Source organism: Flavobacterium sp. 270 (assembly GCF_004368785.1).
Classification (GTDB): Bacteria; Bacteroidota; Bacteroidia; order Flavobacteriales; family Flavobacteriaceae; genus Flavobacterium.
Genome location: NZ_SODM01000008.1, coordinates 39,902 through 55,033, shown reverse-complemented (window position 1 = coordinate 55,033; position 15,132 = coordinate 39,902). Strand labels below are relative to the sequence as shown.

The 15,132-nt window shown below is 34.2% G+C and carries 7 protein-coding genes; 5 read left to right on the top strand and 2 right to left on the bottom strand.

What is annotated here, in order from left to right:
- Positions 1-92: 92 nt before the first annotated feature.
- The 3 genes from EV144_RS22885 (at position 93) to EV144_RS22875 (ending at position 4,814) form a co-directional block, all read left to right on the top strand.
- Positions 93-1,910, top strand: a complete 1,818-nt coding sequence (locus EV144_RS22885) for an alkaline phosphatase (protein WP_134151467.1) — start codon at positions 93-95, stop codon at positions 1,908-1,910.
- A 194-nt stretch (positions 1,911-2,104) separates the two neighbouring features.
- Positions 2,105-3,619: a calcineurin-like phosphoesterase C-terminal domain-containing protein gene (locus EV144_RS22880; RefSeq protein WP_134151466.1), complete on the top strand. Its 1,515-nt coding sequence runs from the start codon at positions 2,105-2,107 to the stop codon at positions 3,617-3,619.
- A 307-nt stretch (positions 3,620-3,926) separates the two neighbouring features.
- On the top strand, positions 3,927-4,814 hold the full coding sequence (locus EV144_RS22875; RefSeq protein ID WP_134151465.1) for a dienelactone hydrolase family protein: 888 nt from the start codon (positions 3,927-3,929) through the stop codon (positions 4,812-4,814).
- A gap of 247 nt (positions 4,815-5,061) precedes the next feature.
- Here the strand turns inward: EV144_RS22875 and EV144_RS22870 are convergent, their stop codons facing one another.
- Both EV144_RS22870 and EV144_RS22865 read right to left on the bottom strand, forming a co-directional pair.
- On the bottom strand, positions 5,062-6,402 hold the full coding sequence (locus EV144_RS22870) for an amidohydrolase (RefSeq protein WP_134151464.1): 1,341 nt from the start codon (positions 6,400-6,402) through the stop codon (positions 5,062-5,064).
- A gap of 76 nt (positions 6,403-6,478) precedes the next feature.
- On the bottom strand, positions 6,479-7,336 hold the full coding sequence (locus tag EV144_RS22865; RefSeq protein ID WP_134151463.1) for an AraC family transcriptional regulator: 858 nt from the start codon (positions 7,334-7,336) through the stop codon (positions 6,479-6,481).
- Between the two features lie 187 nt (positions 7,337-7,523).
- Between EV144_RS22865 and EV144_RS22860 the strand changes: the two genes are divergently transcribed.
- Positions 7,524-11,663 (top strand): two-component regulator propeller domain-containing protein, encoded by a 4,140-nt coding sequence (locus EV144_RS22860; protein ID WP_134151462.1) that lies wholly within the window; start codon positions 7,524-7,526, stop codon positions 11,661-11,663.
- A gap of 430 nt (positions 11,664-12,093) precedes the next feature.
- Positions 12,094-15,117, top strand: a complete 3,024-nt coding sequence (locus EV144_RS22855; protein WP_134151461.1) for a SusC/RagA family TonB-linked outer membrane protein — start codon at positions 12,094-12,096, stop codon at positions 15,115-15,117.
- Positions 15,118-15,132 lie beyond the last annotated feature (15 nt).

Here is a 15,132-nt window from a genome sequence, read left to right as displayed (position 1 = left end):
TTAAAGGACTGGTTTATGCATTTAAAAAATTATAGCAATCATTCATTTTTAAAGTTACCTACGGCTTCAGTAATGAATACAATTTAATACAAATGAAAAAAATAATCCTCCTTTTTTGCCTTCAAATCGGACTGTTCGTGCAAGCGCAGGAATACACTTCATCCAATATCCATTCGCATAACGATTATGCAAGTCCGCTTCCTTTTTACGAAGCTTATGCCAACGAAACAGGTGTTATAGAAGCCGATGTTTTTTTGGTTAAAAATGATTTGATCGTTTCTCATGCAGAAAAAGATATTAAACCAAGTAATTGGCTTAAAGCACTTTACTTAGATCCACTTCTAGTAAAATTTAAAGCTTTGGATGGAAAAGCTTATAAAAGCGGTAAACCGTTAATCTTAATGATTGATATAAAATCTGATGCAGAAACAACGCTAAAAGCAATAGCAGAACAGCTGAAAACATATCCGGAATTAATCTCAAACAAAAACTTAAAAGTTGTTATTTCCGGTAACAGACCTTTGCCTTCAAAATGGAATGAATATCCAAATTTTATTTATTTTGACGGAAGACTTAACGAAACATACACGCCAGAAGAATTAGCACGCGTAGAAATGATAAGTGAAGATTTACACCAAATTACGGTTTGGAACGGTAAAGGTGTTTTAACTCAAGCTGATTCAGAAAAAATACAAGCCATTATTAAAAAAGTACACGATCAGAACAAAAAAGTTAGATTTTGGGCGACACAAGATAATGTAAATTCCTGGATGACGCTGATGAACCTGAAAGTAGATTTTATCGGAACAGATAATACTTCGGCCTTAACCGATTTTCTAAAAAAATTGAAAGCCAATTTTTATCAGAACACAGAATTTTATGATGCTTATACTCCTAAAAATAACTTTAAAAATAAAAAGCCAAAGAATGTGATACTTCTTATTGGCGACGGAATGGGATTGGCTCAGATTTATGCAGGTTATACGGCCAATAAAGGAAAATTAAACATGTTTAATATTCCAACAGAAGGATTTTCTATCACCGCATCTTCAGACAGTTATATTACAGATTCTGCTGCCGGCGCAACCGCAATGGCAACAGGACACAAAACTAATAACCGTTTTATAAGTGTTGATGAAAAAGGAAAACCGCTGGAATTGATTACACAACAATTGGCCAAAAAGAATTATAAAACCGCCATTATTTCTGCCGGAAATATTACAGATGCAACTCCAGCTGCTTTTTACGCACATCAGCCAGAAAGAAGTTATAACGAGCCGATTGCTTTAGATTTCTTAAGCAACCCGTCTGATATTTTGATTGGAGGAGGAGTAAACGAATTTAAAACCAGAAAAGACGGTAAGAATTTAGCAGAAGAATTAAAGAAAAAAGGTTATACTTTTTCGGATAAATTCAGCAGTTTAGATACGATTACAAATTCTCGTTTTGTAGTATTAGAAAATGAAGCTGTAGTTTCTAAAAAAGACGGAAGAGGCGATTTCTTAGCTAAATCTTTAGCGAAAGCAACAACTACTTTTTCAAAATCAAAAAATCCGTTTTTTATTATGGCAGAAGGCGCACAGATTGATTACGGCGGACACAGTAATAATGTAGAATATGTAGTGAGAGAATTGCTAGATTTTGACCGCGTAGTGGGGCAGGCAATGGAGTTTGTAGACAAAAATCCAGAAACGTTATTAATAATTACAGCCGATCACGAAACGGGCGGACTTTCTTTAATAGACGGAAGTATAGAAAAAGGTTACGTACACGGAAGTTTCAGCACCAACGATCATACCTCAATTACAGTTCCTGTTTTTGCTTACGGTCCCGGAGCAGAAAAGTTTATGGGCGTTTATCAAAACACAGAGATTTATACTAAAATCATGCAGTTGATTTCAGCTAAATAATAACCTATAATTTTATTTTTAACACATAGAAACATAGTTATTGTAAATAGGAAAAGGCGTTTCACTTGTTTGAATACATCCCGAGGCTTCGGGACTATGTGTGAGAAATAAATTTGTCTTTTTTCCTTTTTTTTTAATAAAATCTATGTTCCTATGTGTTTAATAATTGTAGACAATAGAATAAAAATAATAGTATGCATAAAGCAATTATAAGTTTAGTTTTAATATTCAGTTTTTCTTTAGGTTTTGGTCAGTCCAAACAAAAAATATCGGGAATTGTTTTTGCAGACAGTAACAAAAATGATGTTTATGATAAGGATGAAGTAGTACTGTCTAACATTTTAATTTCTAACGGAAAAGATATTGTAAAAACAGATTTAAAAGGAAAATACAGCATCGCCAAAATTGAAGGAAATACTGTTTTTGTAATTAAACCAAAAAGCTATATTTCGAAGAAAAACAAACAGAATAGTGTACAGTTTTATGTTCCTTTTGATGAAATAAAAGAAGCCAAAAATTACAATTTTCCGCTCTTTTCAAATACCGAAAATAAAAAATCGAAAATCGTTTTATTAGGAGATACACAAGTTGATGTTATGGATGATATACATCATGTGGGTAAATTGGTAACATCAGAATTGATGGACAAAGAAATTGATTTTATTGTACCGCTTGGCGATCTTTCTTTTGATAATCTGGAAATTTTTAAACCTTTATCAGAAACTTTAGGACTTATTGGAGCGCCGATTTTCTACACCATAGGAAACCACGATTTAAATTTTAAAAAAAAAGCTTTTGAGGACAGAGACAAAAGTTTCGAAAACATTTTTGGCCCGTCTTATTATGCTTTTGAATACGGAGATCAATTATTTCTGGTTTTGAATAATATTTACCCAGTAAACGAAAAAGGATATGTTGGAAGATTGGATGAAACCCAAAAAGAATTTATTAAAAATTTAATCGAAGTAAAGAAAGCTAATTTTAATTCGATTCAGCTGTTTATGCATATTCCATTAGAAGAAATGGAAGACAAAGAGTGGGTTATTCAAACTTTAGCACCTTTTAAAAATGTGCTGATAAGTGCCGGACATACGCATACACAATATCATAAATATTTTGACAGAGCAGGAGCACAGCCGATTCACGAACTGGTTGCCGGAGCTGTTTGCGGTTCTTGGTGGGAAGGCCCGCACGACAGAGATCAAATTCCTTTTGCCATAATGTACGACGGAACTCCAAAAGGATATTGGACAGTAGGAATTAATGCTGATGAATATACATACGATTATAAAGTTTCGGGCGCACCAAACACCAAACAAATGGATATTACGGTACCAGAAGTAAACGAATGGGATAAAACGCTAAACATTCTAAACGATAATTTTATTTATGCGAATATTTTCGCAGCCGATGAATTTACAAAAGCCTACATCAGTATTGATAAAGGGAATTGGATTGAAATGACAAAATATGAAGGCATTTCTCCTAATATTCAAAAACAGTATCTTTTGCAGACTCAGGGAAAATACGACAGTATGAAAATCTCCAAATTTCCAAAACCAGAAACTATAAGTACACATTTATGGCGAATAGAAATCCCTAATAATTTAACGCAAGGTGCTCATAGTGTAAAAGTAAAAGCTCTGAATAAAAATATTAGCCTTGACGTTTCCGGTAATGCCGTATTATGGTCTAATAATGTAAAATAATACGTTGAGTGTAATTCAAAAACATATATTTTGACGCAGATTAAACGGATTCGTTATCACGAAGACGCGGATAAAAACAGATTTATATTGTATCTAAAAAATCCGTCTAAATCCGCGCTTTTGCAAAGCAAATCTGTTTTATCCGCGTTTTAATTTTATATGCTGTATTGAAAACCCAAGGCTTAATAAGTAAAGCTTTAAAAAACTTTGCGAACCCTTGCGTAAATGTTTGCGCTCTTTGCGGTAAAAAAATCACACGTATATTAAATCATTTCTTTACATTTAACATAGCTAAAAATTCTATGTTATGAGTACTCCAAAAAAAGAAGAGATTAAACAAGAAGTATTTGATTTATATGATGATTATGCGCATAACAGACTCTCGCGTCGTGATTTTGTGCAAAAATTATCGCTTTATGCAGTTGGTAGTTTAACAGTTCCAGCTTTGCTGAGTTTCCTTACGCCAGATTATAATGAAACGATACAGATAAAAGCAAACGACCCGAGAATAACAGAAACGTATATCAATTACCCGTCACCAAAAGGCGGAGGAACCATAAGAGCATTGTTGTGCGTTCCAAAAGACAATAAAAAGAAATTGGGAGGTGTAGTTGTCGTTCACGAAAACAGAGGGCTCAACCCTTATATCGAAGACGTAGCAAGAAGAACCGCTTTGGCAGGATTTATAAGCCTTGCACCAGACGCACTTAGTCCGCTTGGAGGTTATCCGGGAAATGATGACAAAGGACGTGAAATGCAGAGTAAAAGAGACAGAAACGAAATGCTGGAAGATTTCATTGCCGCTGCAGCATATTTAAAAAATGACAAATCCTGCAACGGAAAAGTTGGAGTAGTAGGTTTTTGTTTCGGTGGATGGATTTCAAATATGATGGCAGTACGAATCCCTGATCTTGCAGCAGCCGTGCCATATTACGGAGGACAACCTGCAGCAACAGATGTGCCCAACATAAAAGCGCCTTTGCAACTGCATTATGCTGGACTCGACACCAAAGTTACCGAAGGCTGGCCGGCTTATGAAGAAGCTTTAAAAGCAAATAATAAAAAATATACGGCTTATATTTATCCAAATGTAAATCATGGTTTCCATAACGATTCTACACCGCGTTATGATAAAACAGCTGCAGAGCTAGCCTGGAAACGTACGATTGAATTTTTTAATGAAAATTTATCCTAAGGATATAATGATTGTGGCTAATTTAAAAGCATATTATTTTTAACACATAGAAACATAGGCTTTTAGAATAAAAAAAAGAATATAAAAAGAAACTCGTTTCTCACACATAGCTTTGTGTTTGTTTAGAAGCTAAGCTTTGTCAAAGTTTAAAACTTTGACAAAGCTTTCTCAGGCTATGTGTTTTAATGTAAAGTGAAACATCTTTTTTATCACAATAAAACTATGTTTCTATGTGTTAAATAATTTTTTAGTAAACAATATTTCCGTTATGAATTAAGGAGCGTACGGGAGACATTCTCGATACCGCTTCTGCAGAACAACTAGCATCAATTAAAACTAAATCTGCAGCATCTCCGGCTTTTGGCCATTGCTGAATACCTTTATCATCCAGAGGAATTGAACCAGCTGTAGCCAGTTTTAGCATTCTCGACAAATTAAATTCCGTTACTTGTCCGTATAATTGAGCTGCAAGATTGGCTTTTTGCAAAACGCTTCCAGTTCCAAACGTATTCCAATGATCAATAATACTGTCATTTCCGGTCATTACGGTAACACCGCGCTGCATTAAAGTAGGTATAGGCATAATCAAACCGCCAAACGGAATTGTAGAAACAATTCCAACTTGTGCAGCTGCTAATTTTTCTGCTATTTCTTCTTGTTTTGCTTTTTCTAATTTGCCCAGAACAAAGCAATGGCTTAAAAAAGTTTTTCCTTTAAGGTTTGGATTTTCGTTGACTTTATCAATCAGATATTGTACCGTTTTTAATCCGGAATCTCCAGATTCATGCAAATGAATATCAATTCCTTTTTTATTGTCTAAAGCCAATTGTACTGTAAAATCGATTGTTTTTTCTATGGCACCGTCGATGGAAAAAGGATCCAGACCGCCAATAAAATCAATATCCATTTTGGCAGCTTCTTTTAAATACGGAACAGAATCAGTATAAAAAACACCATGTTGCGGAAAAGCAACCAATTCTGTACCAAAAGTTTTCTTTTTATTCTCCAAAGCAGTCTGAAGATTTTTCAGCGATTGTAATTTTGATGTAGGTTCAATATTTACATGACCTCGGGCAAACGAAGTTCCGTGAGATTGTAGTAACCCAATTAGTTTTTCGGCTTTTTGTGTCGAAGTTTGCAGCATTTCAGGTAAAATTTGCTGCTCAAGCGCAATCATTCCTTTTACACCGCCAGTTCTTCTTTTTACCGCCTGCCAGTCATCATAAAAAGTTTTATCAAGGTGAATGTGCATATCTCTAAAAGCAGGAAGCATTAAAAGTCCTTTCGCATCAATTGCTTCAGAATTTGGTTTATTGGGTAAAACCGATTTGATTTTTCCATCACTGATTTCTATGCAGAATAATCCAGTTTTAGTATGTAGAACTTCTCCATTTTCATATTCAAAACCCGTTTCTAGTTTTACATTTTTTAAAGTGTAATTTTTACCGGTTGTACTATTTATTGCAGTATTGGTTTCAAATGCAGAAGCCTGAGCCGAATTTAAAAATCCAGAACCAATAGCCATTCCTGCCGCTCCTAATACAGAATTTCTTAAAAAATCTTTACGCGATATACCAGGGTTTTTCATACTAATTATTATTTACGCAAAGTTAATTTGTAAATAAAGATTTACCGTGAAAGATTTATGCCAAGACTTGAAGAATTTATAACTGATCGCGAAAATCCGAAGGCGAAGTTCCAGTTTGGGTTTTAAAGAAATTAGAAAAATAAGCATGATCAATAAAACCCAAATCAAACGCAATTTCCTTTACCGAAAGTGTGGTAGATTTTAGAAGTCGTTTGGCTTCTAAAACAATTCTTTGCTGAATCAATTGTGTGGCAGAAATCTTTAAATATTTTTTGCAGAGAATATTGAGATAATTGGCCGAAATATGAAGTTTTGCAGCATAAGTAGAAACCAGTTTTTCTTCCTTGAAAAAAACATCAATTAACTCCTGAAATTTTACAATTCGAGGTTCTGTCTGGAAAACATCCTGATCGGTAAATATTTTGGCTGCAGTTTTACTAATTATAGAAGCAATTACAGCAGTGCGTGAAAGAATCAATTCATGAAGAGCATCTTTTGCTGTAAGCTCATTTTTTATGGCTTCAAATTCATAATGAATTAATTGAAATGAATCCGAATCAAGCTGTATAACAGGGTGATTATGATATTCGGCAAAAGAAAACCGGAAACTGGATGAAAAACGTTCAAAAAAATCACGTTCAATCATCAATTGATAACCCGTTGTATCTGGTTCAATATTCCATTTATGAACCTGACCGGGAAATAAAAGATGAATCTGGTGATTGCCAATTTTATAATCTACAAAATCAATATTGTGAACACCTTTTGCCTGATCAAAAAGCACAACGATAAAAAAATCATGCTGGTGCGGTGTATGAATATGCCGCTCCCCATGCAGTTCATTAAACAAAAGCTGTTCTTTGCTTTTATTTTGGTCGGTTTGAAATTCCTGAAGACCAAGAAGCGGAATGTGTTCGTTTTTTTTTGACTGCATTAGAAAGATTAAATTTCTATGTAAAGTTAATAATTATTGAAGGATTTATAGAATTGCTGTTTTATTAAATTTAGCGTAAAAACACATCTACACCCCATAAAAAGAACAAAAGCACGCACATATTCAGCGCATTTCTTTTACATTGCATTCAAATTAATTTTTGCAGTAAATAATCTCCGTTCATTTTATGAGTAAGAGTTTCAAATACCACATTGCCCTTATTTTACTTTTTATCTGTCCGTATTTTCTACAGGCGCAGGTTACCAATTTGTATTTTGATCACATCAATTACGATCAGAATTTATCACAGAGTTCCATTTCGAGTATACATCAAACCAAAGAAGGTTTTATTTGGATTGGTACTGCAAATGGTTTAGTGCGTTATGATGGTTATAACTTTCTAAGATATTTGCGTAATAGAGAAGATAAAAATAGTATTAGCAACAATCATATCAATGTAATTTTAGAAGATAATGACAAAAAATTATGGATCGGGACAAATCACGGTCTTAATCTTTTTAATACCAATAAAACCGATTTTACCAGCATAGGTTTATCTCAAAAAAAAGGTGGCTCAAATTATATCTCATCTATTATTCAGGATCCGGAAAACAATATTTGGGTCGGAACTTTTGGCGGTGTAAAAAAGCTCGATAGAGAAAATCAAAAATTATTGGATATTTCTAAAAATCCAAATTCACCGTTTAAGAAAAGCAGGGTGCTGTCTTTATTTTATGATAAGAAATTGGGTGTTTTGACAGGAACTTCAAAAGGATTGACTTGTTTTGATCCGAAAACGGGTGCAATGCGTAATTTACCTTTTGTGTGGAACGCTGATTCTTCTTTTACCAAAGCAAAAATTATTAAGATAGTTAAAGAAAGTAACGGCAATTTATGGTTTGCAACCGAGACAAACGGTGTGTTTTTGTATGATGCAGGAAAGAATCAGTTAATTAATTATTTGCACAATCCGAAAAATAAAAATACAATTTCATCCAACTGGATTAGTGATATTTTATTAATAGGCAATAAAACGATTTGGTTTGCAACCAGAAACGGATTGTGTATTTTCAAAAAAGATAAAAATGCATTTATTAGTCAAAAACATAGTGCTTTGGCGAGTTACAGTTTATCTGATAATGATGTAAAATGTCTTCTAAAAGACCGACATAATAGTATTTGGCTGGGAACAGTTGGTGGCGGACTTAACTTTTTTCATAAATCAAATTCGAATTTCATTAATATAGGCGAAACCATCAGTCCGTATTTTGGATTAAGCAATACACTCGCCAATGCTTTGGTTAAAGAAAATGACGGTTCATTGTGGGTCGGAACCTATGCGGGAGGATTGAATTATCTGGATTTTAAAAACAACAAAAGTTATTCGTATTTAGTAGATCCAAATGATTCTGAAAATTCCGTAAATACCATAACCGCTATGGTAAATCAAAATGCCTCAACTTTGCTTTGCGGTACTTTCAACGGATTGTTTCGATTTAATAAAAACAGCAGAACATTTACCAAAATTCCGCTTTCGCTAAAGGTCTCCAAAAAGCCAGAAAGACCCATTACTTCTCTAATATTAGATAACGAAGATATTTGGGTAGGAACAAATGGAAGCGGTCTTAAGAAAGTCAATAAAACGGGAATTGTAGAAAACTTTTCTAACGATGATGCTACGGGTGCTATCAGTGATAATTTTATAACTGATATAAAAAGTGAAGGTGACTTTTTGTGGATTGCAACACAGTTTGGTTTAGACTTATTTGATAAAAAAAAGAAGCAGGTTGTAAAAGTGTACAAATCCGGCGGACCAAATTCTTTATCGAGCAACAGCCTTACCATATTATTTTCTGATTCTAAAAAACGACTTTGGATAGGAACAGAATATGACGGTCTTAATTATCTTGAACCCAAAACCGGAAAGTTTTATGCCATAAATAATGCCTTAGGTTTTACAGACGAAACCATAAAAAGTATTTCTGAAGATGCGCAGGGAAATCTTTGGGTGAGCGCGAACGATTTATTATTCAAAATAAAAATAAAAAAGTTTGAAGTTCCTTTTAAAGCCTCCAATTTTGAAATCATTTCGTATTCTTCTAAAGACGGATTAAAAGCCAAACAGTTTTCAAATAATTGCAGTTTAAAATTAAACAACGGCAATTTGGTATTTGGTTCTTCAAAAGGATTAACTTTTTTTAATCCGCTGAACATGATTAAAAACGAGAACAGCAACGAAATCATGCTGACCAAATTAATCATAAACAATAAAGAGGTAAATCCGGGAGATCCAGACGGGCCTTTGGATAATTCGATTACAGAAACTCAAAAGATTACTTTAAAATACGGTCAGGGTTATATCGGGATTGAGTTTAGCGCCATGAATTTTGTAAACCCAGAGAATAATGAATATGCGTATAAACTCGAAAGTATTTTTGATAAAGACGACTGGCACAACATCGGTTCACAGCATCATATTAATCTAACGGATTTGTATTCTGGAACTTATGATTTAAAAATAAAAACGTCTAACGAAGACGGCGTTTGGAATCCGTCGATTAAAACGTTTAGAATTACCATTTTACCGCCGTGGTGGAGAACCTGGTGGGCGTATCTGTTTTACACCAGTTTGATTATTACTTCTTTAGTATTATTTTTCAGATTTATGAGAAACAGGGAAGCACTAAAAAGAACGATTTTCTTAGAACAGGCCGAAAAAGAAAGACAGCAGGAATTATACAAAATGAAATTGGATTTCTTTACCAATGTTTCGCACGAAATTAGAACGCCTTTAACTCTGATAAGCGGCCCAGTTGAAGAATTATTACGTTCGTCTGAAGAAGGAAGTAATCTCGAAAGCAAATTAAAAATCATAAAAAATAACTCTGATCGATTATTAAAATTGGTTAATGAGTTAATGGATTTTAGAAAAGCAGAAAAAGGCAGTATGAAAATCTATTGCGAACAGCAGGATATTGTGCCGTTTTGTTTTGAAATCTACGAATCTTTTAGAGGAATTGCCGTTGAGAAAATGATCGATTACAGATTTGTGCTTAACATTAATTCGATTCCGGTTTATTTTGATAAAAACCAAATGGAGAAAGTAATCTACAATCTGCTTTCGAATGCTTTTAAATTCACTAATAAAAATGGACGTATTACGGTTGCCGTAGAACAAAAAGGCCCAGATTCTGATACGATCGAAATTAAAGTGAAAGACAATGGTCTTGGAATTCCGGAAAACAGAAAGAAAAAGATCTTCAAAAACTTTTTTCAGCTGGACGATCGTGGAAGCAGTAATTTAGGAAGCGGCATTGGTCTGGCCTTAAGTAAAAGTATTGTAGAATTGCATCGAGGCGAAATCACGGTTCAAACCGAAAAAGACGCAACGTTTTCGACCATTTTTATTATTACTTTGAAAAAAGGAAAAGACCATTTAAAAAAGTCCCAGATTGTGGAATCCGAAAATATCGAAACCGAGTTTGTAAACCCAATTTCGGATGTAAAAACAGAAATTGTATCGCATACGGCAGAAATCATAAACGACGAAAACGAAGACAATAAAAAGACACTTTTAATTATAGATGATAACGAAGATATTTTGTCTTTTGTTTATGATGTTTTACGCGAAGATTACAGAGTGCTCAAATTCCTAAAAGCTACAGATGCTTTGGAATTTATGGAAAAAGAAATTCCGGATCTGATTATTACCGATGTAATGATGCCGGAAATGGATGGTTTTGAATTGTGTAAAATTTTAAAAACCAATCAAAATACCAATCATATTCCGGTGATATTATTAACGGCAAAATCCTCAACTTTAAATAGGATAGAAGGCTTATCAACGGGAGCAGATTCTTATATTTCAAAACCTTTTAGTATTGAAGTTTTAAAATTGAATATTATAAATCTTTTGTCGGCAAAAGAAATAATGCGTCAGAAATACAGCGAGAAATTTATAGGGAATACCGAAATCGAAAACCTTGAAACACCAGAAGGCATTTTCTTAAAAAAATTAACTCAAATCATAAACGACAATATTGATAATTCTAATTTTGATGTCAATGATCTCGTAAAAGAAATCGGAATGAGCAGAACAGTTCTCTATAAAAAAGTGCAGACACTTACCAATCAATCCGTAGCAGGATTTATAAAAAATATGCGATTAAAAAGAGCTGCCTATTTATTGATAAACTCCAATTATCCCGTTTCAGAAGTTAGTTATATGGTAGGTTTTAATGACAGGAAACATTTTAGTAAAGAATTTAAAAAACTCTACAAATATGCTCCCACAGCGTATAAAAGTTCACAAACAGAAACCGAATAGATAGTAAAAAAGATCCTTTGAAAAAAAGGGTCTTTTTTTTTGCTCAAAAAATGATTATTTGGCTAAAGCCCTGTACTATAAGTTTATTTTAACCTCCAGCTAAAGCTGGAGGCAATTCATCTGCGAAAAGCTTTGTCAAAGTTTAAAACTTTGACAAAGCTGCCAATGAAGCTAAAAGCCTTAGAGTCTCAGCGCCTCAGAAGCTTTGAATCTTCCTAAAAAAACTTTGTTCCTTTGAGCCTCAGCATCTCAGAACCTTATTTTGTGAGAAACGTCAGCGTTTTCAGTAGATGAGAGACGTTCATACCCCTAAAAAAGCATAAAACCCTCCCTTTCAATCTCCTTCAAATCATGATTTTTGCTTTGTAGATTTCTCAATAGATCTATGAAACTAACTAAATATTAACCAAACATTAGAAAACCATTTAAAATGAAAAACAACAAAAATGCAAACCTGCTTTTTCTTGGTGGTAATTACTTAAGACTAAGCTTAATTTTGTTTATGTGCTTCTTATTTAACAGCATAAACGCTCAAAATCCAATTACAGGAAAAGTAGTTGACAATGCCGGAATACCACTTCCAGGAGCGAACGTAATTATTAAAGGAACTAATAAAAGCACCCAAACCGACTTTGACGGGGTTTTTACTATTCCTGCTGCTCCAAACAGCACACTTGTCTTTACTTATATCGGGATGGATGAAGTCTCGGTACTTGTAGGAACAAAAACAACTTACAACATTTCTTTAAAACCAAGTTCACAAACATTAGATCAGGTTATCGTTGTGGGTTACGGTACAAAAAAGAAAAGTGATGTAATCAGTTCTGTAGCATCTGTAAAAGCTGGTGATTTGATAAAAGTAGCCACATCAGATGTTGGTGAGATGCTTAGAGGAAAAGCGGCCGGTGTACAAGTGACTTTGGCAGACGGAGGTCCCGGAAGTTCTTCTACCATACAAATTAGAGGAAAAAAATCCATTAACGGAAGCAACGAACCTATTGTAATTGCAGACGGTATAGTTATAGGAAGTATAAATGATATTAATGCCAATGATATTGCTTCTTTAGAAATCTTAAAAGATGCTGCAGCACAATCTATTTACGGAGCAAGAGCATCAAATGGCGTAATTTTAATTACTACTAAAAGAGGAAAAACAGGAAAAGCAAAAGTTTCCTATAATGGTTTCTCCGGAGTGCAGACGATCAACAGAAACTTTGATATTTACAGCGGCGAAGAATTTGCCCAATTAAAAAGAGAAGCTTACAGAACTAGTAATAATGGTGTTTACAGACCAGACAATCAGGTTTTCACGCCTTTGGAGTTAGAATCTGTACAATCTGGAAAATATATCGATTGGGAAAAAGATATTCTGAACACAGGAGTAACCAACAATCATAGTATAAGCGTTTCTTCGGGAACAGATAAAACCAGCATTTTTACCAGTCTTAATTATATTAATACCACAGGTGTAGTTCCGGAAACTGATTTTGAGAAAGTAGCTATGAGAATCAATGTGGATCAAAGAGTTAACGACTGGCTGAAAATCGGAATGAATGCTTCGCTTCAGTTTTCAGAATCGAATAATCCGAATGTGGGGAATATTTTGAATAATTCAATCAATACTTCGCCTTTAGGAAGAATCTATAATGATGATGGTTCGTATCGTCAATTGCCAGGAGGTGTACAAGAAACTCCAAATCCGCTTATTGATATTTATGAAACCAGAACAAACGCGCTGAATAGAAATGATATTATGAATGTTTTTCTGGATATCAATTTATTAAAAGGATTAACATATAAGTTGAATACAAGCAGAAGATCATGGAATTATAAAGAAATGTCTTATAACTCATCAAAATCATTATCTGGTATTGCCAATTCCGGACAAGGAAGCGGACAAATATTTTATAAGGATAATGTAGAATATCAGTTGAGTAATATTTTCAATTATAATTTTAAAGCAGCCGAAAGAAATCATTTTGGTGCAACAGCAGTTTACGAAGTTACTTCTTCGCAGTATAACGAATTCAAAAATGTGGCGAGCAGAATTCCAAGTGATATTTTGGGTATCTATGGTTTAGAAAGTGCTTTCCTAAACACGCCTACAATTGCAGGAAGCGAAAGATCATTGGTTTCTTTTGCAGGAAAATTAGAATACGATTTTGATAACAAATATTATTTTACCGTTTCCGGAAGAGCAGATGGTTCTTCGGTATTTGGAAAAAATAATAAATGGGGTTATTTCCCGGCTGTAAATGCGGCTTGGAATGTTTACAAAGAAGATTTCATAAAAGAAAGTGTTCCTGTAATCAGCAATTTAAAATTAAGAGCCAGTTATGGTAAAGTGGGTAATCAGCCTCAAAATCCTTATCAGAGTATGGCAACTGCCAACCAAAGAGATTATATTATTAACGGCGTAAAAGTTTCTGGATATGTACCGGGAACACAATTGTCGAACCCAGATTTAAAATGGGAAACTTCAACACAATTAAACCTTGCGGTAGATTTTGGTTTGTTTAAAAACAGATTAAGCGGAACGGTAGAGGTTTACGATACCGACACTTCAGATTTGTTGATTTACGAAACACTTAACGCGAATACCGGATATACCAACAAATTATCAAACATTGGTAAAGTGAATAATAAAGGTCTTGAAGTGACTTTAAATTCAGAATTGATCAAAAAGAAAGATTTCAGTTTAAATCTTGGAGCCACTTTCACTAAAAACAAAAACAGCATTGTAAGTATCTACGGTAAAGATGCCAACGGAGACGGAAAAGAAGATGATGCTGTTGGAAACTTATGGTTTATAGGAAAACCAATAGACGTGTATTACCAATATAAAGCGGTTGGAATTTATCAGCAGGGAGAAAATATTCCGGTTGTTCCGGGAACGACATTATTACCGGGAGATATTAAATTGTATGATGCAGATCCGTCAAATGGTGCGGTTCCAAATCCGGATCAGGACAGAGTTCTTACTTCAAAAATGCCGGATTGGTTTGGGACAGTCTCATTGAATATGACGTACAAACGTTTTGATTTCTCTGCAGATATTTATACCGTTCAGGGTATTACCAAAGACAATCCTTATTTATACGGTTATGTTCAGGGAGGATCTTTAAGAGGTGTAAAAAATGGTATCAAACAAGATTATTGGACACCAGAAAATCCGGGCGGAAACTGGCCAAGACCAAGAGATGGAAATGATCCGCCTTATATGTACACTTTAGGTTTGCAGGATGCGTCTTATGTACGTCTTCAAAATGTATCGCTGGGCTTTACACTTCCGGAAAACACACTTCAATCCTTAGGATTAACAAACTTAAGACTTTACGTTACGGGAAGTAATTTGGTTACCATTACAGATTTTCAGTCGTACAGTCCGGAAAAAAATGCAGGCGATTATCCAGAACCAGTTACTTGTGTTATAGGATTACAAGTTGGTTTTTAATAGCGCATTTTTTAG

Bases quoted from the DNA above. Each gene is read 5' to 3' on its own strand.
- EV144_RS22885 (WP_134151467.1), top strand. From the start codon at position 93: ATGAAAAAAATAATCCTCCTTTTTTGCCTTCAAATCGGACTGTTCGTG.
- EV144_RS22880 (WP_134151466.1), top strand. From the start codon at position 2,105: ATGCATAAAGCAATTATAAGTTTAGTTTTAATATTCAGTTTTTCTTTA.
- EV144_RS22875 (WP_134151465.1), top strand. From the start codon at position 3,927: ATGAGTACTCCAAAAAAAGAAGAGATTAAACAAGAAGTATTTGATTTA.
- EV144_RS22870 (WP_134151464.1), bottom strand. From the start codon at position 6,402: ATGAAAAACCCTGGTATATCGCGTAAAGATTTTTTAAGAAATTCTGTA.
- EV144_RS22865 (WP_134151463.1), bottom strand. From the start codon at position 7,336: ATGCAGTCAAAAAAAAACGAACACATTCCGCTTCTTGGTCTTCAGGAA.
- EV144_RS22860 (WP_134151462.1), top strand. From the start codon at position 7,524: ATGAGTAAGAGTTTCAAATACCACATTGCCCTTATTTTACTTTTTATC.
- EV144_RS22855 (WP_134151461.1), top strand. From the start codon at position 12,094: ATGAAAAACAACAAAAATGCAAACCTGCTTTTTCTTGGTGGTAATTAC.